Raw genomic sequence first — 23,034 nt, 5'->3', positions numbered from 1 at the left:
GCAAGGAGATATGAGTATAGTTCTTTTTCGTCAAAAAATTGATCGCGTGATTTCATGGATGCTTATTCTGTTGATGGGACTGATGGTGATCAATGTGAGTTGGCAGGTGGCCTCACGGTACCTGCTCAATAATCCGAGTTCCTTCACCGATGAGCTAGCCAGATATATGCTAATTTGGATTGGAATGTTGGGGGCCGCTTTTGTCGCAGGGAAAAATGAGCACTTGGCCATTGACGTATTTCAGGAAAAGCTGAGTGTTGAAAACCGTATTCGAATTCAATTTATCATTCGAATACTAATTCTGGTTTTTGCGCTTTTAACCATGGTAATAGGTGGGGCTAATTTGGTTTATATTACATTTATTTTGGATCAAACTTCAGCTGCTTTACGAATTCCTTTAGCTTATGTGTATGGAATAATTCCAGCCAGTGGACTCTTGGTAATTTTTTATCAGGTTTTTGATATGGTTAAATTAACTAAACGTATAAATCACCACTAAAATGGAGACGCTCAGTATTCTGGTTTTGGTGTTTTCCTTTGTTATCTTTTTGGGCATTGGGGTACCGGTAGCTTGGAGCTTAGGTTTGTCCAGCTTATTGACCTTATTGGTGACCGTGGCATCTCTTCCAGCGATGACCACGATCGCTCAACGCATGGGGACAGGCTTGGATAGTTTTTCATTATTGGCCATTCCCTTTTTTATTTTGGCTGGAGAGCTGATGAATAGCGGAGGGATTGCCAGGCGATTAATTGATTTTGCCAAGGCACTGACAGGCAAACTGCCCGGCGGGCTGCTTCATGTTAATGTAATCGCAGCCATGCTCATGGGGGCAATTGCCGGATCTGCCGTGGCGGCAGCTTCGTCGATGGGCGGAATCCTTGGAAAGCGAATGGAAAAAGAAGGTTATCCCAAAGAATTGGGGGCAGCTGTAAATATTACCTCATCGACTACGGGCTTAATTATTCCGCCTTCCAATGTTTTGATTGTTTATTCCTTAGCTTCGGGAGGAGTGTCGGTAGCGGCATTATTTGTGGCTGGATATTTACCGGGACTTTTGGTGGGATTGATGCTAATGATCACTGCTGCTATTATGGTAAAAATCAAAAAGTTACCAGCAGGGGAAGTTTCTTCTTTTAAGCATGTAATCGGTACTTTTTGGAAAGCGATACCGAGTTTATTTCTTCTCATTGTAGTGATAGGAGGAATAGTAGCGGGAGTCTTTACCGCTACGGAAGCCTCTGCCATTGCGGTATTGTATGCTTTGGGACTATCCTTGATTTACCGGGAGATGAAAGTTAAAGACTTACCTGCAGTTTTGCTCAAATCAGCAGAAACCACGGCAGTGGTCATGCTTCTGATTGCCACCTCCATGGCGATGTCTTGGGTAATGTCTGTGGAGGAGATCCCTCAACAAATTTCCGATTCTTTACTTTCCCTTTCGGATAATATTTTCGTGATATTGATGATGATCAATTTGATTTTATTGGTGGTGGGTGTATTTATGGATATGACCCCAGCGGTGTTGATTTTTACCCCCATCTTTCTTCCAGTAGTGGTTGAACTTGGTGTTGATCCGGTCCATTTTGGAATTATGATGGTATTAAACCTGTGTATTGGATTATGTACTCCTCCGGTAGGCTCGATCTTATTTATTGGAGTAGGAGTGGCTCAAACGAGTATTCAAAAAGTAATTAAACCACTTTTGCCTTTTTTCTTTGCGATGATTTTGGCTTTGATTCTCATTATGCTTTTTCCTCAGATTTCACTTTGGTTACCCAGTGTTTTTGGAGTTTGATTTTAGTCAAAGCAAACTATTTTCTATTCGTTGGATTAAACCTTTGAGCCCATAGAACTTTCCAAGTCCATGGTTTAAGGATAATTCCGCGATTAACTACCTACTTGTTTTTCATCTGTTTCTAATTGGTTCTTCAGCGGTCATATGGAATCTCGCAATTCTAATCATCCCGGTGTGTGACGGGTACGTCATGCTCGATTTCATCCTTTGGATAGTTACGCCATTTGTTCATAAAAAAAGCCGAACCCATCATGGATTCGGCTTTTGTGAAGGGGTAGGGGGGGTTATTTGGCATTAAAAGTAATGGCCGAAATGATAAACGTGCCCAATTCCCCATTTTCTGGAGTGGTCACAACATAGATTTTTTCTCCATTTGCTGTTCCAGTGACAGGAATAGTAGCCTGAGCAAACATCACAGGGACATTTGGATCTTTGACCGCAGGACCTTGTGTGTAGGTACCTTTCGCAATAATATCTCCGCTTGGACTTCCTACACGAATCTCGAAATTCACAGGAATTTTAATCTCTTCAGGAGAAGCTACGGTGAAGGTCACTGAGCCAATTCCAGTCAGATCCACGGCAGGAAGACCGAAAGAAGCGTTTTCTGATGGAACCATCAAAAGATTTCGTCCATCAAAAGCCATACTAGAATAACCTTCTAAGTCGGTAGCCAAGCCTGGATCCAATGTGTTTGGTAATAGCGTCTTGGTTGTTCCGCCTGAAAGGGGTTTGATGTTTTCGCCACCTTGATCGGTGTAAGAAGCATTGATCATTAATGCTCCCATCGGAGAAGGTGTTTTGCCCATCGTTGCATCAAGAGTACCACTAGCCGGTAAACTTGGTGTTTGCTCTCCTTTGAGAGAGAAAATATAGGCAACTAAAGCGTTCAAATCAGAATCTTTGAGATCTGGATTAGCAGGCATGGCTGTTTCACCCCAGACGCCGCCACCACCGTTTTTGATTTTCTCTTTCAAATAATTGGCTTGGCGAGTTCGGTATTTTTCGGCAACAGCTGTATAAGCAGGACCTATGGAGGCTTCGTCTTCCTTGTGGCAAGTTTTACAGGTAAGGGATTGAACCAATGCTTTTCCAGTCATGGCTTCACTCATAACTTTGTGGCCCATATCTGCTTCTGCCTGATCGAAACTTTCGATGTAATCAGCCGCGACAAAGAGGTTTTCAGGGTTGATTTCGGGATGATCTTCATCTGAAACAGAAACCTCATAGGATACCCGCTGCCCTGGGAAATAAAAGGTCTGATTTCCGTTAATACTGATGGTGACCTCAGGAGCGACGTTACCGGCATATACGGTAGCTTTAGGGCCTGTTCCGCTGAGTCCAGAATCATCGGAGGCAGAGACGGTCACTTCGTATTCCCCAATTTGATCAAAAGTAGCAGTTATCTGAGGCTCAGTGGTGGTTTCAGTTTTACCATTCCCCAAATCCCAAGAATAAGTGATTTCGTCATTTTCAGGATCGGAAGCTTGGGCCGTGAAAGTCACCGTAAGCGGGAGGCTTCCCGAGGTTTTGTCAGAATTGACTTCGGTAACTACCGGAGGTCTGTTTCCTCCGTTGAAATCAATACGAGATAAACCTGAATCGGAGTTTTTACTAAACCAACCCGTTCCATATTCCAATAGGTACATTTTACCATCAGGTCCCATTTCCATGTCAATCAGGGAATTGAATTTGGTATTGGGCATAAAAGGCTCCATTTTAGAGAAATCCCCATTTTCTTCCATAGTGACCACTTTGATCCAGCCTCGGATCCAGTCATAGATGAATAATTTTCCGTCAAAATAATTGGGGAATCGAGTCTCCTCCGGATACATGTCCGAATAGTAAACTGGTCCAGCCATGGCATTTCGTCCACCTGTTCCCACTTGTGGGAAATCAGGAGAATTGTCATAAGGATACCAAATGAAAGCAGGCTGAGCTGGAGGAAGTTCTTTCAAACCGGTATTATGTGGGGAATTATTGACTGGTTTTGCCGGGTCAAAAACAGGTCCAGTTTCGCCGGTTTCGTAGTTGAATTCCCGATAGGCATAATTGTCTCCAATGTGGTAGGGCCAGCCAAAATTTCCAGCTTTTCGAGCTTGGTTCACTTCGTCGTAACCTCTTGGACCTTTCCAATCGATGGAGTCTGCTCGTGCATCAGGCCCAACTTCGCCCCAATAAAGAAATCCGGTTTTCTGATCGACTGAAATTCGATAAGGGTTTCGGTTTCCTTGTACGTAGATTTCAGGTTTGGTGCCTTCGGTTCCTTCAGGATAAAGATTTCCTTCCGGAATGGTATAGCTTCCGTCTTCGGCAACTTTGATTCTCAAGATTTTTCCTCGTAGGTCATTGGAGTTTCCAGAACTTCTTCGTGCATCCCATTGCTTTCTTCCGTCTCTTGCATCCAATGGAGCATAGCCATTTAAGGTGTACTGAGATTCATTTTGATTAAAAGGAGTGGAATTGTCTCCTAAAGAGAGAAAGAGATTTCCGTCTTTGTCAAAAGCGATCGATCCACCGGTATGGCAGCAAATGTACCGGTCAGAAGGAATGTCCAAAATGACCGTTTCCGAATTCATATCCCACACCCCATCTTTGAAAGTAAATCGTGAAAGCCGATTGATTTGCTCATCTCCTGCCGGTGCATAGTAAACGAAAACAAAATTATTTTGAGTAAAATTGGGATCTTTTTGAATCCCCATCAATCCTTCTTCAGCATTCACGCCTTGGACTCCACTTTGCCAATACACATCAAGTTTGGCCACCTCAGAAATTGATTGGGTATTTTCGTTCCAATATAGAATCTCACCTCTCCGCTGAGATACCAAAATGTCGAGATTGGGCAAGACAGTCAATTCCGTAGGCTCAGTGAAATCCCCCTCAGCGAGCATGGTTTTGGTGAAGCGGTTTTCTTCTGGAGTTCGTTTTTGACGGGCTTGGGAATAATCTAAGGCGAGGTTGTCACCAATCGCATATTGAATACCTGCCAGAAGGTGCCTTAAAAAGGTTTCTTCCTGGTAAGATTCATTCGTATGTCCGCCTCCAGTGTAAAAGGCCCGCCCTCCGTCAAAATCATGAACCCAAGCAATTGGATGTTCACCCATATCTAAACCTCCCTGATAGGAAGATTCATCCAAAAGGAGCAACTTCTTCGTATCAGGATTTACCTCTTTGTAGGAATACCATTCGTCAGTGCGCTCCCAAGAATCAGGTAAAAAATCCACAGATGGATGGCTTTCGCCAGTTTTGGTGATGACTCCAGGCTGAACGTTAGGGTGAGGATCGTTGATGCCGGGATGATCTGCGAAATAACCACCGACCAGTTGATTATACCAGCCCCACTCATATTCCGTGTCAGCTGCGGCATGAATGCCGACAAAGCCTCCGCCAGACTGAATGTATCGCTCAAAATCGGCTTCTTGGTAATGATTTAAGACATCTCCAGTGGTGCTGAGCCAGATTACTGCAGCGTATTTTTCGAGGTTTTCCTCATTAATATCTTCTGCATTGTCTGTAGCATCTACTTCGAAGCCATTTTCGGCTCCTAATTTTTCGATGGCAGCTATTCCGCTAGGAATGGATTCATGGTAAAATCCGGCCGTTTTATGAAACACGAGTACTTTGGGATCTCCTTCACGTTTTTTGGAACAGGAGGAAACCAAAATCCCCATTATCACAGCCATTGAAAGGATGCTAAGTAGGTTTTTTAGGTTTTTGGGAAAATTCATACTAAGGTAATTTTTTGACAAATTAGGCATTTATTAAAATTGCTGCGCTAAGTAACTGAAATTCGGCAATTTTTGGTGATAAAGTGTGCTATTTTTTCAAATTGAAACAATAATTTTTTACCGTTTCAAATAAACTGGTTAGGTTACTAATTTGAGTTTTTCCAGATGAGAAACTTATGCTTTTCTTTCTTTTGCAAATGCAGGAGTGAAAATCAACCCACTATTCGGGCTCCTTCACTAACCTCCACGGAAATAAAGGAAGGGTTCAATCCAAATTTTGTTGGGTATGATTGCTGAATTTTTTCTAGAAAATCAGAGACCGTACTAGTTTTAATCAAATTGATGGTGCAGCCACCAAAACCTCCTCCCATCATTCGAGCTCCTAAAATACCGGGAAAATCTTGAGCTTTTTCCGCCAAAAAATCCAGTTCGGCACAGCTGACTTTATAATCCTGACTCAGACTCTGATGGGATGCATTCAAGAGCTTTCCAAAGGAATCTAAATCTCCAGATTGAAGAGCAGTTGCAGCGGCATGAACTCGCTCACATTCGCTGATGATATGTTTGGCTTTGGGAAACAGTGAGCCTGGGAGCAATTGTTGTACTTTTTCCAACTCTGAAACCTTCACATCTCGAAGTGTTTGAATACCAGCATAGAATTTTTTTAAAATTTCGACACTTTCCTCACAAGCAGCTCTTCGCTGATTATAAGCCGAATCGGCTAGGGAATGCTTGACATTGGAATTAACTAAAAGCAAGGAGTACTCGCCTAGATGAACTGGGATTTCCTGATGCTGATTGCTCCGGCAATCCAACAGGAGAGCCTGATCTTTTTTGCCGAAAGCAGAGGCATAGGGGTCCATGATTCCACAATGCACTCCAGCATACTGATGCTCTGAGTTTTGGGCGTACTTGGAGATGGAAATCGGGCTTAGTTTCAAATCGTAAAGGGAAGAAAGAGCCGTGCCAATAGAAACAGATAAGGCGGCAGAAGAAGAAAGTCCCGCGCCAACAGGAATATCCCCTCCAATCATCATATCAAACCCTTTAAATGGATAACCGGCTTGCTTTAATTGGGCTAAAAATCCCATTACATAAGTGCTCCAATGACCTTTTTTGGGAGAAAAACTGGTCCAGTCAAAAGTGAATTCCTCCTCAAAATCCAAGGAGTACAAGCGACAATAGGACAGTTCATTTTTCTGAATTCCCACCCAGATACCAAACTGGACAGCAGCAGGGAATACAAAGCCCTCTTGATAATCGGTGTGCTCTCCGATTAAATTAATTCTACCGGGAGCAAAAGCAAGGATAGGGGTACTTTCGAAGGTCTTTTGAAAAAGCTCGAATAGCTTTGTTTTCAAGTTCAAATGGTTTTTTGTGATGATTTTCTAGGAACTAAAGTAGTGTCCAGGACAATGGATATCGGATCATCCGAAGCAAGTCCGTCGAGTTGATCGAGCAGGTGGCTGACCGCTAATTTCCCCATTTCATATCCTGGTTGGGATACTGTGGTCAGGGGAGGTTCCACGACCGCAGAGGTGGGGTTGTTGGTAAATCCGGCAAGCGCAAATTCTTCGGGGACTTTTATTCCTTTTGATTTCCAATACGTTAAAACATCCACTGCCACCGGATCGATCATGCAAAAAACCGCGTCGGGTTTGGGGTTCATTTGAAGGATTTCCTGAGCAACTCGGATGTTTCCATCTTCGGTTAAATCCGAAATTTTGATGAATTCAGGGTTTTCTTTGATGCCGTATTCTGTTAAGGCTTTGAGGTATCCTTCTTTTCGCTTTTTAGAAATGTAAAGGTCTTCTGGGCCTGAAACGTAAACGATATTTCTGCAGCCCATTTCAAGTAGATGATGGGTGACCTGATAGGCCCCTCCTGCATCGTTAAAGGTTACCTTGGAAACAGGAATTTCTTCATGAACCCGATCAAACAGGACAAAGGGAATTTCTCTACTGTACAACTCATAGAGATGCTCATAATGGTTGGTTTCTCTGCTAAGTGAAATCAATAAGGCATCTACTTGTGAGGCGACGAGCGTTTTTATATTCGCGATTTCTTGATCGATCGATTCATTGGACTGACAGATCATGACATTGTAGCCCCGTTTATTGGCATGATCCTGAATGCCGCTGATGCAAGATGCAAAAAAATGAGAGGTGATTTCAGGGACTATAACACCTAGAGTTTTGGTCCGGCTAATTCGTAGACTTTGCGCAAGCAAATTGGGCTGATAGTTCATCTCCTTGGCCATTTCCACGATTTTTCGTTTGGTTTCGGGATGAAGCTCCGGAGAATCTTTCAATGCTCTGGAAATCGTAGAAACTGAGACGCCTAATTTCTTGGCGATTTCCTTCATAGTAACCTGATGCCCTTTCTTCATGATTTTTTCAATTACATTGAAGATTTATTTTCAAATTGATAATCACAAGCCACTCTTTTTGTTTGAATTGTAATTAAATAAGAAAATTTTTATTCCTGATATACTGTAAATAAAACAGTTTCTCCTACAGCTTGCAAGGATTTGCGGTCAATCAGGTCCATATTATCCATATGAGTATGATGATATCTCCCAAATCCGAGGTCAGGAGAAAATTCAATGATGTCAATCATGGGGATTCCCGCATCTCTATTCACAAAGAAATGATCGTCAATAATTTCCGGTGAATCTTTGTAAATAAAATAATCGGAATGACCTAGTTGATGAGCATTGTCCCAAACTTTTTTGAGTATGCCTGAAGCAAAATTTCTGGAATATCCTTCCCGATAAAATTTGGCACCTTTAGCTCCGACCAAATCCACCAAAATCCCATAATAGGCCGTGTAATTGGAGTTATGCTTATTTTTGGACCAGTACTGAGAGCCCAAACACCACCAGATCTGTGAGTTATCTCTAATTCGAGCATTTTCTGGTTCCCCATCATCTTCCCCATCAAAAAGAATAAGGTCAATCCCAACATCGGGTTTGAGATCTTGCGAGCCAATTATGCGTGCGATTTCCATCAATACTCCAACCCCTGAACCGCCATCATTGGCTCCATCAATCGGTTCGTCGATTCGCTCGGTATCTTTGTCTGCTATCCTTCGGGTGTCCCAATGTGCTGCCAACAGAATCCGTTTGCTGGCTTGGGGCTTGTAGCTCGCAATGATATTACTCAAATTCCAAGTGAGTCCATCGTAGGTTTTCGCTTCAAAATCTTGAGTTTGAACTTCCCATCCCCATTGGTCTAGCTGAGCCAAAATCCACTCTTTGGTTTCTTGATGACCTTGAGTGCCGGGAACACGAGGTCCGAATTCTACTTGTTTCTGCACAAAAGCATAAGCCGAATCTGCATGGAATTTGGGATAGGGTTTAAGCTCTTTGTCTGGAACTTGAGTTTCTGACGTTTTTTCTACCGAGCAGGCCCAGAAAAATACAATAAAAAGCAGCAAACCATAAACACTATTCTTCATAAGCCCAGTCAATTTTGTCTTTCATATCTTTTACTACAAAGCCCATCGACTTTAACCCAGCTCTGATTTCATCCACTTTGGCATAATCTCTTGCGGTTTTAGCTTGGCCATAAAGCTCGAGCATCAAATCCAACATCTCATTTTGGACATCACTTTTCTCCTCTATTAATCCCAAAATATCAGTTACAAAGGTGATAAAGGTGTCTTTGAGCTTCACAAAAACATCCTGTCCCAAAGCAGCCGACTGGAGCTGTCCTGTAAAGATCGAATTGATTTTTTTTAAGAGATTGAATAAATGCCCAATGGCCTGTGCGGTATTAAAGTCGTCATCCATTGCACGATAGGCGTGCTGGATGCTAGACTCAATTTGTTCAATTTGGGTCTGATCTAATTCTATGGATTGATCTTCCCGATACTCAAGGATTTGGGCAATACGAAGTCCATTAATGATCTTTTTGTATCCTTTTTGTGCGGCTTTCAAGGCTTCATTGGAAAAGTCCAAAGTTGAGCGATAGTGGGCCGTCAGCATGAAATAGCGAATGGTCATTGGACTGTAAGCTTGCGTTAACAAGTCATGCTTTCCAGTAAATAACTCTTGAAGGGTAATGAAATTTCCCAATGATTTTCCCATCTTCTGACCGTTGATGGTAATCATATTATTGTGCATCCAGTATTTGGCAGGGTCCTGATGATTGCAGGCATTTCCTTGTGCGATTTCACATTCGTGATGTGGAAACATTAAATCCATTCCCCCTCCGTGAATATCAAATTGATTGCCAAGATACTTGGAGCTCATGGCTGTACATTCGAGGTGCCAACCTGGAAATCCCAGTCCCCAAGGTGAATTCCACTTCATGAGGTGCTCAGGAGCTGCTTTTTTCCATAAGGCAAAATCCGCAGCATTTCGTTTTTCGCCTTGGCCGTCTAGATCCCGGGTTCCACTCATTAGGTCCTCGAGAACACGGCCGGAAAGTTTCCCGTATTTGTAGGATTCGTTGTATTTGAGTACATCAAAATAAACTGAGCCGTTGACTTCATAGGCGAGTCCTTCGTTGAGAATAGCTTCTACCAAAGCAATTTGCTCAGGAATGTGTCCGGTAGCACGAGGTTCAATGCTCGGTTTCCAGGTATTGAGCAGGGCCATATCACGATGGTAGGAATCCGTGTACTGCTGGGCCACCTCCATGGGTTCAAGTTGTTCGAGTTTGGCTTTTTTGGCGATTTTATCCTCTCCCTCATCTGCATCCCCAGTAAGGTGCCCCACATCAGTGATATTTCTAACATAGCGAACCCGAAAGCCGAGATGGGTCAAATATCGATTGACCGTGTCAAAGGTGACCGCTGGACGGCCGTGGCCCAAATGGGCGTCGCCATATACGGTAGGCCCGCAAACATACATGCCTACAAATGGGGGGTTGATGGCTTGAAATTCTTCCTTTTCCCTTGACAGGGTATTGTAAAGTTTAAGTTGATGCGATTTCATAGGAGGTACGTAGTACTAGGTAACGAATTCAAAGTACAGGATGATTCCGTTTTTTAATAACAGGCTGCAAATTAGCGGAAAAATGGGGGAGATTGAAGCCTGAAGGAAAATACCGGGAAATTTTTAAGAGAATTAATGAATGAATTTTGTATGCAGTTTTAATTTAACGATTGGTTTTTCAAAAACTCAAAAGTTCTTCTTTCCAAAGGTTTTCGAGTTCCTTAGTATTAAAATCCCATGAGCTGGATAAGCCACATTATTTTCCTTCATGATCGAGGTAATTCATTGAAACCTATTCCCGAAATCCATATTTGGGTATTGCTCCTGCTCCTTGAACAACCCGCCCTCAGGATCATAGTTGTACTCAAACATCGGAGCTAGTTCGCCATTTGGAGCTTTGGAGATCGATTTGAATAACAGTTTTTCTTCTTCACGGTAAAAGTAGTACCAATCCCGAATTGGAGACTGGGGTCGTGTGGCCGCCTCCATCCCACCCTTATTCTGAAGGGTGGTTTTTATACTCCGTTTTATAAATAACTCTTAATCAATGACCTAGAATTGGTGTTTTCTTCAGCCCTAGGTAAAAAAAACTCCGGTTTTTTAGAGCCGGAGTTTTTAATTTTCATTGACTGCTTCAAACTATCCAGATCAATGCTTAAAATGCCTCACTCCAGTCATCACCATGCTCATGCCATGGGCATCACAGAAATCAATGCTGTCCTGATCTTTGATAGACCCCCCTGGCTGGACGACCGCGGTGATTCCTGCTTCATTGGCGATTTCCACACAGTCAGGAAAAGGGAAAAAAGCATCCGATGCCATGACTGCCCCTTTCAAATCAAATCCAAACTCCTTGGCTTTGATGATGGCTTGGCGCAAAGCATCTACCCGGGAGGTTTGTCCTACACCAGAGGCAAACAATTGGTTATCGTTGCTCAAAACGATGGTGTTGGATTTGGTGTGTTTGCAGACTTTCGCTGCAAAAACCAAAGCGTCTAGTTCTTTTTGGGAAGGCGCTTTTTTGGTGGCTACCTTGAAATCTTCTTTGCTTTCGGTAGCTAAATCTTTGTCCTGCTCAATTACTCCGTTGAGAAGTGTTTTGATCATTTTGGTACCCGGCAATCCCATTTTTTGGCGAAGCAAAATCCGGTTCTTTTTTCCTTTTAGAATTTCCAACGCGTCTTCTGTGAAATCAGGTGCAATCAAAACTTCAAAGAAAAGTGAGTGCATCTCTTCGGCTGCAGCTTTGTCCACGATTTGATTGGTCACTAATACTCCTCCAAAGGCAGATGTGGTGTCGGCCGCAAACGCTTTTTGATATGCCTCTTTCACCGTTTCCGCTGTCGCACATCCGCAGGCATTGGTATGCTTCAAAATGGCGAATGCAGTTTGGTCTGGGAATTCCGCTATCAAATTTACCGCGGCATCCACGTCTACCAGGTTATTGTAGGAAAGCTCTTTTCCGTTAAGTTGGTCAAAAAGTCCTTCTAAGTCGCCATAAAAATGGGCTGCTTGATGTGGGTTTTCACCATATCGAAGTGTTTTGGCTTTGCTTTCAGAAACTTTCAGTGTAGGAATAGCTTCAATTTGATTGAAGTAATTAAAAATATGGGTATCATAATGGGAAGAAACCTGAAATGCCTGAGCGGCGAAATAGCGTCTGTCCTCCAAGCTAGTTCCTCCATCCTGTGCCTCCAGTTTGGCCTCCAATTCTGCATACTGATTTTTTGAGGCAATAATGGTGACATCCTTAAAGTTTTTAGCAGCAGCTCGGATCAAGGAAATGCCACCGATATCAATTTTCTCAATGATATCAGCTTCAGATGCACCTGAAGCTACAGTCTCCTCAAAGGGATATAAATCCACGATTACCAAATCAATGGCCGGGATGTCAAATTCAGCTGCCTGAGATACATCTCCTTCATTTTCTCTTCGATACAAAATCCCACCAAAAACCTTTGGGTGAAGGGTTTTGACTCTTCCTCCGAATATGGATGGGTAGGAGGTTAGCTCTTCCACAGGAATTACCTCGGCGCCTTGTTCCTCAATGAATTTTTGGGTACCGCCGGTGGAGTAGATTGTTACTCCGTGCTTTTTAAGCAAAGCGATGATCGGTTCGAGATTGTCTTTGTAAAAGACAGATATAAGAGCAGATTGAATTTTTTTAACAGCCATTTTTGAGATGGATAGGTGTAAGTTTCTAAGAAGGTGCAAAGGTAGGAAAAATGCCTCGAAGCTCCTCAATTATCCTCACAAGTAACTGTCTGGAAGTTTTGTGGAGGTATTAAACCAAACTTTCGATTACCTCGGGAAAATAACGGTGTTCAAGCGCATGAACTTTTTCGGCAATAGTCTCGGGGCTATCCTCGGGCAAAACGGGGGTCGCTGCCTGAAAAATAATTTTTCCCTCGTCGTAATTTTCATTGACCAAATGAATCGTGATCCCTGTTTGCGTATCTCCGGCAGCCTTTACGGCCTGATGCACTTTCATTCCGTACATGCCTTTTCCACCATAATTAGGAAGGAGAGCAGGATGAATATTGACCATTCGGTTGGGAAAGGCTCGGATCAAATCCTCTGGGATTTTTAGTAAAAAACCTGCTAAAATCACAAAATCGATCATTTCAGCCTGAAGTTTACCAAGTAGTTCCCCACTTTCCATTTCTTTAGGGGTAAACGTAAAAGTGGGTATGCCATATTTCTTGGCCCGCTCCAGTACAAAAGCATCGGATTTATTAGAAGCTATTAAGGAAACCTTAGCTTTTTGGGAATATCGGAAATGCTCCATGATTTTTTCAGCATTGGAGCCGCTTCCGGAGGCTAAGATGGCAAGTCGTTTCACAGCAGATTATTAAAATTCGACACGAATCTAAGAAAAAGCAGATTGGGGATGAAAATCTATTTCAATTCTCTAGCGGGAATGAGTGGGACAGAGAACCAGGGTTAATTTAATTTCGAACTTGTCCATTTCCCCGAACTACCCATTTGTAGCTGGTTAATTCCCGCAATCCCATGGGGCCACGGGCGTGAAGTTTCTGGGTACTGATTCCGATCTCAGCACCAAGGCCAAATTGTGCCCCATCGGTAAAAGCGGTTGAGGCGTTGGCATAGACTGCAGCAGCATCTACTTCCAGTAAAAAGCGATCTATGGTCTCTTGCTTTTCAGCGATGATAGCTTCGGAATGCTTGGAAGAATATTTAGAAATATGCTCCAAAGCTTGATCGATGTTTTTCACGGTTTTGATTGAGAGTTTCAAACTTAAAAACTCTGAACCAAAGTGATTTTCAGAGGCTATTGAAATTTTTGGGTTTGGGTTCAATGCTGCAAATGAATCCGAATCAGCAAATACCTCAACTCCTGCCTTCAGCAAAGGGGATAGCATCTGTTCCAAATTGGGTAAATGGGATTGATGAATAATCAAACAATCCAACGAATTGCAAACGCTAGGACGACGGGTTTTTGAATTTAGAATAATCGCTTTGGCCTTTTCTAAATCTGCGGATTCATCTACATAGGCATGGACAATCCCTGCACCGGTTTCGATCACGGGAACTTTGGCAGTTTGTCTAACAAAATCAATTAAACCCTGCGAACCCCGAGGAATAATTACATCCACAAAATCTACGGCCTCCAACAAGGCTGAAGTGGCTTGGCGATCAGAGGGAAGAAGGAGAAAAGCCTGCTGTGGCAAATCAAATTCCCGAAGCACCTGATAGATGAGTTGAATAATGGCTTTATTTGAAAACTCTGCATCCGATCCGCCTTTCAAAATCAATCCATTACCAGATTTTAAAGCCAAAGAAAACACATCCAACGTGACATTAGGCCTGGCCTCGTAAATCACCCCGATTACCCCAAGCGGAACGCTGATTTTTTCAAGATAAAGCCCATTTGAAAGTATTTTCTCTTCCAGTCGAATATGCAATGGACTTGGAAGCTTTTGTACGTTATGGATTTCTTGCGCGATTCCAAGAATCCGATCCTCAGTCAGTGCTAAACGATCATACATGGGGTTTTCAGGATCCATGCGATCCAAGTCCTTTTGGTTCTCTTCGAGTAAAAACCAAGTCTTTTCCTTCAGCAATTCAGCCAATCGTTCCAACACATCTTCCACTTGATCGATGCTAACTCGGATCAATTTTCGACTGGCCTGTTTTACAGCGGCGAAGGGTTGGGAATAATTATTCATGGTCAAATAAATAAAGGTAATTGTAATGAATGATTGGTTTTTGTTTATGCTGGCCGATTTTTTCGGCAGCGGATTTGGAGGAGTATTCAGCTCGGCCTAGCCCGATTTTATGCCCATTTTCGTCTCGAATCAAAAGAATATCTCCTTTGGAAAACTCTCCTTCGATGTGGGTAATTCCGATGGGCAAGAGACTTCGAATTACCGATGAAGTAAGCGATTTTTTTGCCCCAGAATTTACGAAAATTTCACCTTTGTAATAATGACTTCCATGTGCCAGCCATTTTTTGGGGGCTTGTTTTTGCTTTTTTGGCTCAAACCAAGTGCAGCGTAAATTTCCATCTACAAAAGCTTCGAGTACTCCATCTTTTTTACCGTTGGCAATCAAAACCTGGATTCCTAAATCGGCCGATTTTTTAGCCATGCTATATTTGGTAAGCATTCCACCTCGCCCAAAAGAAGACTTACTCGCTGAAATATATTCATTAATTTCGGGCATATTGGCTTTAATTTTTTCAATGAGCTGGGCATCCGGATTTTCTGGATTTCCAGTGAAAATGCCATCGACATTGCTGAGTAGTATCAAGGTGTCCGAATTGATCATGGCCGCGGTGAGGCTGGCCAGTTCGTCATTATCGGTAAACATCAATTCAGTGATGGTGACGGTATCATTTTCATTGACAATTGGAAGAATATCTTGCTGCAGCAAAGCCTCGATACAGTTTTTCATATTCAGGTAATGCTTTCGATCCCGAAAATCTTCTTTCGTTACCAAAATTTGGGCAATGCTTTGATCCTGATTTTCAAATAGCTGCTGATACTGATTAATCAAGTGGATTTGCCCGATGGAGGCCCAGATTTGTTTTTTGAAAACCGGGTTGAGTTTTTCGGGAAGTTTTGCTTTTTGACGACCAAAAGCAACTGCTCCCGAACTAACTAAAACCACCTTCTTTCCCGCAGTTTTCAATTTCATTACCTGATCTACCAGATGTTCCATGCGGTCCAAGTCTGGTAGACCATTCGCTTGAGTCAACACATTGGACCCGATTTTGATAACGATTGTTGTGCAAGGGGACATTTATTTGAATTTATTCAATCAAAAGTAGGGTATTGGAATCAAATTTCTAAAAAATGATAGGTTTCTTTGATTTTTTGGTTTTTTAAAGAAAACTCATGCTTAGTGTTCCCACAAGCATCAAGACTTTAGCAAATGTGCTTAACTGGCTAAAATGAGATTTTCGGTCTGCCAAGTACACTTGGCGCATAAACCAAAGAAAGAACAGACCTAATCCACCGAAATAGTAAAAAAGTTCAGGCTTATTGATTTCAAAAGTGATGATCAAAATAGCAAAGATGAAACAGGTCGCCACCAAAAATATGACTTGTTTGGTTTTGCGAAAGCCTAATACAATAGGAAGTGTCCGGCAGCCGTGCTTTCGGTCTCCATCCCGGTCTTCGATGTCTTTGATGATCTCCCGGATAAGATTGAGAAAGAATGCAAAAATGGCATAAGTGAGCACCAAAAGTTCATTTTTTTGGTAATAAATCGCAATTAGATATACCGAAATTGAAGTAAGGAAGGCTACGGTCAAATTTCCGATAAACGGTTTTCTTTTCAGTTGATTACTGTAGAGCCAAAGTAAAAATGCAGCAAAGAAGCAAATAAGAGCGATTCGTGGCGCTACCAAATACCCTAATCCAATAGCGGAAAAGTTCAATAGGGTATGTAAAAAAATCACGACCCTTCGTTTGATTCCTTTTCCGATGACGACTTCTTCGGGACGGTTGACGTAATCGATTTTGACATCGTAATAGTCGTTGATCATGTATCCTGCCGCGGTGACCATCAAGGTGGCCAGGATCAATAAATACAATCTAAAATCTTGCAAAACAGGAATTCCTGCCGCACTTTCCTCCACCAAAAAATAGGCAGTCATCATTTGGGTGAAAGCCACTAAGAGCAAATTAATAGGACGACTGATTCGGAAAAGCCCCCGGAAAGAAAGGGTACGCTCCTGATTGATTGAATTCATTACTCAAAAATACGTCAAATGCGGGTATATTTTCGATTTCTGGGAAATACTCTTAAAAATCGATTCCGTAATTTGTTTTTCACTTTTTTGACGAATTCATTATCTTGAAAATCAATCCTTTTATACCCAAAAACCATGAATTTAAACGAAGCTCAATCCCGGAGGGATTTTATTGCACTTTCTGGAAGCCTTCTGGCCGGTAGCTTTTTCATTCATCCAATAGCTGAGGCAATTTCTATTTTTGACAAACCGGGGCAAAAAATGAAAGTGGCCCTAATTGGGACAGGGATTCGAGGGACAACCATGTTTGGCCGAGATGTAGTTCGTGATTATTCTCAGGAGGTGGAATTTGTGGGGCTTTCTGATAGCAATGAAGGGCGGTTAACCTATGCCAAAACATTCATAGGAGTAGATTGTCCTGTCTATCTTAATGGACATCAAATGATTCAAGAATCGGGCGCCGATGTATTAATTGTGACTACCATGGACAGTACTCATCATGAATATATCATTGCCGGACTAAAGGCAGGTATGAACGTGATTTCGGAAAAGCCAATGACGACGGATGAAGTAAAATGTCAGGCTATTTTGGATGCCGAACGGGAAAGTGGAAATAAACTCATTGTGACTTTTAATTATCGCTACTCTCCTCACAGGCAGCGATTATTTGAACTTTTGCGTGCAGGTGAAATCGGCGATTTGACTTCTGTGGATTTTCATTGGTATTTGGATGTGTATCATGGAGCAGATTATTTCCGTCGTTGGCATCGCAAAAAAGAATTTGGGGGTACCCTACTAGTCCATAAATCCACACACCATTTTGATTTGCTCAATTGGTGGATTGATTCTGATCCGGAGGAGGTTTTTGCCTATGGGGAATTGGAGTTTTATGGAAAAAACGGTCCCTTCCGAGCTAAAAACTGTAGGGAATGTCCGCATACCTCATCCTGTGATTTTTACTGGGATATCACTAAAAATGAGCATTTGAACAAGCTTTACGTAGACAATCGTGAATTCGATGGTTACGATCGAGACGGCTGTGTATTTCGGGAAGATGTAGATATTTATGATAAAATGGCCGTTCAGATTAAATACAAAAACAAAGTTCAGGTCAGCTATTCCTTAACGACCTACTCACCTTATGAAGGGTATCGGATTGCATTTAACGGAACAAAAGGCCGACTCGAAGCTTGGATCAAAGAGCGTCAACCTTGGGAGGAAGCCAAAGAAGATGTCATTTATCTCACTCGGAATTTTGGGGAGCGGGAAGAAATCGTCATTCCTCACGGCCAAGGAGGGCATGGTGGTGGAGACACTCGATTGAAGAATAAGCTTTTCAAGGATCCGGATATGGCTGATCCTTGGCGTCAATCCGCTGGGAGTCGGGATGGCGCCATGTCGATTTTGGTGGGAGTGGCCGCTAGAACCAGCATTGAGCAAGGCAAAAAGATCCATATTTCAGATTTGACCGATATTGAGCTAATGGAAAGTGGTCGGGGGAGGGTAGGCTAAGTTTGAGCCCGAAGTCTAAGGGTTTTCAGGAGGGCTAGTGACACTCCCCTACATGAGATGCCTAAGAGAATAAATCTCCCATAGGAGGATGATTTTCTGGGTATTCCAACTGACCATTGAGAAGCAAAGTATCAACAGATAACACCATTCCATTATTTTTTTTCCGATAGCCAAACACTTCCCTGCCTCTCCCGATTAACCTGGAGCTGAAGTACATCTGGCCGGGAATAGTGGCCAACGGGGTCAAAGTTTTGACGCTCCTCGAGCACTCGGTTATAGTCTACTGTTTCCATTAAAATTCCTTCTTGATGAGCGACCGGTTCTAGAATCCATTTTCCATCCGGACCTGCAATGCAGCTTCCTCCATTCCCCATGATTTCCGGGAAGTTTTCTAAAATGTAATCCAAGTGGGGGGTATTTGTCGGGAAATCCACCTTTCGCATCAGACTGGAAACCGAAATCACAAAAGAGCGGCTTTCTTGGGCGATCATTCGGGTGATTAGTTCGGTATTTCTCACCGAACCCGGCCAGACGGCGATGTGAAGATTTTCACCCAATCCGTAAAGTGCTGTTCGTGCGAGTGGCATCCAGTTTTCCCAGCAATTTAATCCGCCCACTGAAAAAGCCTTGAGTGGATGAACTTGCAGGCCATTTCCATCTCCGGGCGACCAAACCAATCGTTCGTCATAAGTTGGCTGAAGTTTACGGTGAATAGATTTGATTTCGCCTTTTGGGTCAATGTAGACCAGCGAACAGTAAAGGCTATGACCTCCCCGATCCGAAGGCCGCTCGATGATTCCCAGATATACGGCTATTTTCTTTTCCTTCGCCAAAACCTGAACTTCATCAAGATCCCCTTTTTCAATCTGAATGGCTTGACGGGCGTAATGGGCAAAAATTTCTTTTTGCACCTGATTATCCCAAGCGCTAGCCGCAGTGACCGAAAGCCACCAAGGATATCCTGGAAGAAATCCCTCTCCAAAAATCACCAATTCCGCACCTTCATTTGCCGCTTCGTTTATCCGGTCCTTGGCTACTTGGAGGGTAGCTGATTTATTAGCCCAGACTGAGGGGATTTGTACTAGAGCTACAGTCAATTGCGTGGGATTCATGATTCATTGGATTTGGTGGAAAAGATTGTCAGCTCAAATTAAGGAAAGGTCCTTTAATCAAAAAATGAAAGGATTGAAGCCTTGTATTTTTATCTTTAAACAAACCTATAAAATCCTAAAGATGAACCATTCCCGATTTTTAATTTCCTGTATTTTGCTGGGTGCTTTTTCCTGTCAGTCATCCAATGAGCGCGGGCTAAAGGATGAATTCCAATCCAATTTTTTTATTGGAGCGGCAGTAAATGCCCGACAAGTCGATGGAAGTATGGCTTCTGCTGATTCTTTGCTTGATCTTCATTTTAATTCCTTGACTGCCGAGAATGGGCTTAAATGGAGTAATGTCCAACCTGAGGAGGGAAAATTTGCTTTTGAGTTTGGGGATAATTATGTAAAAAGAGGGAAAAAAATGGATGCGTTTATCGTAGGGCATACCTTGGTTTGGCATCAACAGGTCCCCGATTGGGTATTTCGGGATAAGGAGGGGTCTTTCCTTTCCAAAGAGGCACTACAAGAACGAATGGACGATCATATTCAAACCGTAATGGGACGATATAAAGACCAAATTGATGGATGGGATGTGGTCAATGAGGCCTTTGAGGATGATGGGGGATGGCGGAAGACGCATTGGTACTTGCTCATGGGTGAGGAATATATTGCTCAGGCATTCGCCAAAGCTCATCAAGTGGATCCAAATGCTGAATTGTATTACAATGATTACAATGTCTGGAAACCGGAAAAACGGAGGGCAATTTTGAAAATGGCTCAAAATCTTAGGAGTCGGGGAATTCGAATTGATGGGATTGGGATGCAGGGGCATTATCGACTGGATTTTCCGAGCTTAGATCAGATTGAAACAGCCATTGAGGAAATTCACCAGGCGGGTTTTCAGGTCATGATCACTGAGCTCGATGTGGATGTATTACCCCGGCCCAGTGATTTCGATGGGGCGGATTTAGAGATTTCCTATGCAGATTCACCCGAGTGGAATCCATATGCCGATTTTATTCCTGCTGAGGTGCATGATAAGTTAGTTAACCGATACGTCTCCCTTTTTGGACTATTCAAAAAGCATTCGGACAAAATCAGCCGAGTGACCTTTTGGGGCTTGCATGACGGCAGCACTTGGTTGAATAATTGGCCGGTCCGAGGCCGCACAAATTATCCTTTACTATTTGATCGGGAGATGAGGTTGAAGTGGAATACTGCATCATTCCAAAAAAAAACGATAATTCCAACTTAGTAATACATCAAAGCTTAAAGAAAAAACAAAAAAATATTGCTTCTTTCTTTCTTTCTTTCTTTCTTCCTTTAGCAATGTAAATTAGTTTAAACCAAATTAACATTGTATGAAAAAGTTATTTGTTGGATCCTTTAGCCTCTTTTTAGGGTTACTATTTTTATGTGGTACTCTTATACTAAACCAGCCTGCTCAGGGTCAGATTTTAACATGTCCCGAATATACCGAACACTTTAAGCCTGAACCGCAAATTAAATGGTGCAATGGATATTTTGCGACTTGGGAAATATGCGTTTTTGCCTGGGGGGAACTTTGTCCTTGTATGTCAGAAGAAGAGCCAAAATGTAAATAATTAAGATTGCGAATCCTTCAAATGAAGGATTCGCTAAATTTTATATCAATGAGTAAAAATTTAATTTTATTTCTAGTTGTACTAAATTTTTCTTGCACTAGAGTTGAAAAATTTGAAAATAGCAGCTTAGAGGAAATCGAAATAGATTTAGGCGACACTATCGATTTAAGATTTACCGATTTTTTTGATACTACTTTAATTGTGCCATTGGAGGTGACAGAAAATTCCCTTCTAGGAGAAGCGACAAAAGTGATCACCACAGAGAGCTTTATCTTTGTCTTGGATAGACATGTTTCTGAATCACTTTACATTTTTGACTATAAAGGCAAATTAATTAATTTTTTTTCTGGGACAGGAAATGGACCTAATGAATTTTTGAGAGTTACCAATTTTTACCTTTCCAAGGATTCAGATATTGTTTTTATCCAAGATAGTTCATTGTCTAAAATTTTGGCATTCAATTTTGATGGAGAATTGATTTTTGAAAAGAAATTTGACTTTAGAGAGTCTTTTAATGATATGATTCCCTATGAGGATGGGTATCTCATTTTGAAACCTTCGCTTGATAATCTTTCAATTGAATTAGAATATTTAGATCAGAATTTAGATTTCGTGGAAACACCACTTGAATTTATTGAGAATGATTTTTTATTAGAGGCGGGATCAAAGTTTCAGTTTTTTTATCCTGGGTCTGATGGTGATTTATTTTTTAAAGAAACTTTATCCAGTAATCTTTATTTACTAAACTCTGGAGAATATCAGGTCTTCTCGTTAGAGTTTCCTGAAGATCGCATTTTTTCTCTATCAAATTTACCTTGGGATGAATCAAAGCCTTCCATTCACATGGTAAAACTTTTTCAGGAGATAAGATTTAATAATTTTTTAAACCTTGGGGATCAGGTTTTGGATTTAGGAGATCTTGTTTTTGTAAATTTTTATGAGGGGGGAAGGCTTGGTCTTTTAGCTTTTGATAAAGTAGAAAATAAAGCAAGAATTGTCTCCAGCTTTAAAAATGATATGGATGGTGTTATTGAAAATCTCCCCGCAATTTTCCCAACTAACTTTCAGGCAAATCAAATGATTATCAACTTATCGCCTACCGAAATTTATTCATCCATAGAAATGAGAAAAGGAATAAATCCCTACCAAGATTTTCTCACGGAGATTTTACCAAGTTTGGAAGAAAATCCTGTTCTATTTATTTATAGGAAGAAATAAAAAAAACGACCCAAATCCTGGGTCGCCTTTTTGAATCTACTAAACCAACTTTATTCTTAACTATTCACTGTTTCTTCTTCGATTTCGACTAAGGCCACGGCTCCGTGAATGGCAGTTTCATCCAGCTCGGAGAGTAAAATTTGGAAATTTTCCAACACCGTAGGATAGGCAAAAGTAGACAAGGTATGCTCTAGCGAAGCTTTGAAAAGGGGGAAAGATTTCCGAATCGATCCGCCTAGAATAATGGCCTCAGGAGCTAGAGTATACAAGATGTGTTTAAACAATACACCAAGATGATGGCCAAATTCATCAAAGGCTTTTTGAGCAACTAAATCCCCTGCCATGGCTCGTTTTGCCAAGGCTTTAGGTTTGCTATGGTAATAATTCAGAAAGAACTTTCCACTGCAATAATGTTCAAAATTATGATCCAAATAAGGCACGCTGCACCACTCTCCTGCCGCTGAATTTACTCCTGAATAAATATGTCCGTTGATGACAATTCCTCCTCCGAGCCCAGTTCCAAGTGTAATGCCGATCATGTTTTTGAATTTTCGACCTACACCGAATTTATGCACGCCCAAAGCAAAGCAATTAGCGTCATTATTGATAAATACAGGCCGAGCAAAACGCTCGGTCAAAAACTTACCGAGTTCCACATGTTGAAAAGCGGGGATATTTGAAAGTCCCAACACGATCCCTTCCTCTACGTTTACTAGTCCGGGGATACCCACTCCGATTCCTGCAGGATCATATTGCAGATACGATTCAATAAAAACCGCTATCGTTTCCAGAATATGCTCTTTATCCTCATGGGCCGGGGTAGGAATGGACCGGATATCCTCCAAATGGCCTTTGATCAGCACACCGCCTTTGATGCCAGTACCTCCGATGTCAATTCCCAAAATGGCCTTTTCCATTCG

The 23,034-nt window shown here is 42.0% G+C and carries 19 protein-coding genes; 6 read left to right on the top strand and 13 right to left on the bottom strand.

Annotation, left to right across the window (positions count from 1 at the left end; genetic code table 11):
- The first annotated feature begins 10 nt into the window (after positions 1 to 10).
- Complete coding sequence (locus tag Q0L00_RS04735) at positions 11 to 499, top strand: TRAP transporter small permease (RefSeq protein WP_297335716.1); 489 nt, start codon at positions 11 to 13, stop codon at positions 497 to 499.
- A 1-nt stretch (position 500) separates the two neighbouring features.
- Entirely contained in the window at positions 501 to 1,796 is a 1,296-nt protein-coding gene (locus tag Q0L00_RS04730; protein WP_297335715.1) for a TRAP transporter large permease, read from the top strand.
- Between the two features lie 284 nt (positions 1,797 to 2,080).
- On the opposite strand, the gene Q0L00_RS04725 is transcribed toward Q0L00_RS04730, so the two are convergent.
- The 11 genes from Q0L00_RS04725 to Q0L00_RS04675 all read right to left on the bottom strand — a co-directional run bounded on the left by Q0L00_RS04725 (position 2,081) and on the right by Q0L00_RS04675 (position 16,683).
- Positions 2,081 to 5,521, bottom strand: coding sequence for a ThuA domain-containing protein (locus Q0L00_RS04725; protein WP_297335714.1), 3,441 nt, complete (start codon positions 5,519 to 5,521; stop codon positions 2,081 to 2,083).
- Positions 5,522 to 5,733: 212 nt separating this feature from the next.
- On the bottom strand, positions 5,734 to 6,882 hold the full coding sequence (locus tag Q0L00_RS04720; RefSeq protein WP_297335713.1) for a galactokinase: 1,149 nt from the start codon (positions 6,880 to 6,882) through the stop codon (positions 5,734 to 5,736).
- A 2-nt stretch (positions 6,883 to 6,884) separates the two neighbouring features.
- A complete protein-coding gene (locus tag Q0L00_RS04715; protein WP_297335777.1) occupies positions 6,885 to 7,922 on the bottom strand; it encodes a LacI family DNA-binding transcriptional regulator in 1,038 nt (345 codons plus the stop codon).
- Between the two features lie 77 nt (positions 7,923 to 7,999).
- The gene (locus Q0L00_RS04710; protein WP_297335712.1) at positions 8,000 to 8,980 is read right to left on the bottom strand and encodes a M28 family peptidase; all 981 of its coding nucleotides are present in this window, start codon (positions 8,978 to 8,980) and stop codon (positions 8,000 to 8,002) included.
- Positions 8,970 to 10,463, bottom strand: coding sequence for a cysteine--tRNA ligase (cysS, locus tag Q0L00_RS04705; RefSeq protein ID WP_297335711.1), 1,494 nt, complete (start codon positions 10,461 to 10,463; stop codon positions 8,970 to 8,972). The genes Q0L00_RS04710 and cysS overlap by 11 nt, the downstream gene beginning before the upstream one ends.
- Positions 10,464 to 10,745: 282 nt before the next feature.
- Positions 10,746 to 10,952, bottom strand: coding sequence for a hypothetical protein (locus tag Q0L00_RS04700; RefSeq protein ID WP_297335710.1), 207 nt, complete (start codon positions 10,950 to 10,952; stop codon positions 10,746 to 10,748).
- A 159-nt stretch (positions 10,953 to 11,111) separates the two neighbouring features.
- Positions 11,112 to 12,638, bottom strand: a complete 1,527-nt coding sequence (gene purH / locus Q0L00_RS04695) for a bifunctional phosphoribosylaminoimidazolecarboxamide formyltransferase/IMP cyclohydrolase (RefSeq protein ID WP_297335709.1) — start codon at positions 12,636 to 12,638, stop codon at positions 11,112 to 11,114.
- A gap of 109 nt (positions 12,639 to 12,747) precedes the next feature.
- Positions 12,748 to 13,305: a phosphoribosylglycinamide formyltransferase gene (gene purN / locus Q0L00_RS04690; RefSeq protein ID WP_297335708.1), complete on the bottom strand. Its 558-nt coding sequence runs from the start codon at positions 13,303 to 13,305 to the stop codon at positions 12,748 to 12,750.
- Positions 13,306 to 13,411: 106 nt separating this feature from the next.
- Entirely contained in the window at positions 13,412 to 14,653 is a 1,242-nt protein-coding gene (locus tag Q0L00_RS04685; RefSeq protein WP_297335707.1) for a glutamate-5-semialdehyde dehydrogenase, read from the bottom strand.
- Positions 14,646 to 15,728, bottom strand: coding sequence for a glutamate 5-kinase (proB, locus tag Q0L00_RS04680; RefSeq protein WP_297335706.1), 1,083 nt, complete (start codon positions 15,726 to 15,728; stop codon positions 14,646 to 14,648). The genes Q0L00_RS04685 and proB overlap by 8 nt, the downstream gene beginning before the upstream one ends.
- Positions 15,729 to 15,810: 82 nt before the next feature.
- Positions 15,811 to 16,683 (bottom strand): geranylgeranylglycerol-phosphate geranylgeranyltransferase, encoded by an 873-nt coding sequence (locus tag Q0L00_RS04675; RefSeq protein WP_297335705.1) that lies wholly within the window; start codon positions 16,681 to 16,683, stop codon positions 15,811 to 15,813.
- 135 nt (positions 16,684 to 16,818) lie between these two features.
- On the opposite strand from Q0L00_RS04675, the gene Q0L00_RS04670 reads away from it, so the two are divergent.
- Positions 16,819 to 18,195 carry a Gfo/Idh/MocA family oxidoreductase gene (locus Q0L00_RS04670; protein WP_297335704.1) on the top strand — a complete coding sequence of 459 codons (1,377 nt, stop codon included), beginning with the start codon at positions 16,819 to 16,821 and terminating at the stop codon, positions 18,193 to 18,195.
- Between the two features lie 152 nt (positions 18,196 to 18,347).
- Here the strand turns inward: Q0L00_RS04670 and Q0L00_RS04665 are convergent, their stop codons facing one another.
- Positions 18,348 to 19,307 (bottom strand): carbon-nitrogen hydrolase family protein, encoded by a 960-nt coding sequence (locus Q0L00_RS04665; protein WP_297335703.1) that lies wholly within the window; start codon positions 19,305 to 19,307, stop codon positions 18,348 to 18,350.
- A gap of 121 nt (positions 19,308 to 19,428) precedes the next feature.
- Here Q0L00_RS04665 and Q0L00_RS04660 point away from each other — a divergent pair, with 121 nt between their 5' ends.
- The 3 genes from Q0L00_RS04660 (at position 19,429) to Q0L00_RS04650 (ending at position 22,114) form a co-directional block, all read left to right on the top strand.
- The gene (locus tag Q0L00_RS04660) at positions 19,429 to 20,547 is read left to right on the top strand and encodes an endo-1,4-beta-xylanase (RefSeq protein ID WP_297335702.1); all 1,119 of its coding nucleotides are present in this window, start codon (positions 19,429 to 19,431) and stop codon (positions 20,545 to 20,547) included.
- Positions 20,548 to 20,653: 106 nt separating this feature from the next.
- Positions 20,654 to 20,896, top strand: a complete 243-nt coding sequence (locus tag Q0L00_RS04655) for a hypothetical protein (RefSeq protein WP_297335701.1) — start codon at positions 20,654 to 20,656, stop codon at positions 20,894 to 20,896.
- 48 nt (positions 20,897 to 20,944) lie between these two features.
- Positions 20,945 to 22,114, top strand: coding sequence for a 6-bladed beta-propeller (locus tag Q0L00_RS04650; RefSeq protein ID WP_297335700.1), 1,170 nt, complete (start codon positions 20,945 to 20,947; stop codon positions 22,112 to 22,114).
- A 56-nt stretch (positions 22,115 to 22,170) separates the two neighbouring features.
- Here the strand turns inward: Q0L00_RS04650 and Q0L00_RS04645 are convergent, their stop codons facing one another.
- Entirely contained in the window at positions 22,171 to 23,031 is an 861-nt protein-coding gene (locus Q0L00_RS04645) for an ROK family protein (RefSeq protein ID WP_297335699.1), read from the bottom strand.
- Positions 23,032 to 23,034: the final 3 nt, after the last annotated feature.

It is taken from the genome of Algoriphagus sp. (genome assembly GCF_024305035.1).
Lineage (GTDB): Bacteria > Bacteroidota > Bacteroidia > Cytophagales > Cyclobacteriaceae > Algoriphagus.
The sequence above is the reverse complement of the archived record's forward strand: the minus strand, read 5'-3'. Positions and strand labels throughout refer to the sequence as shown.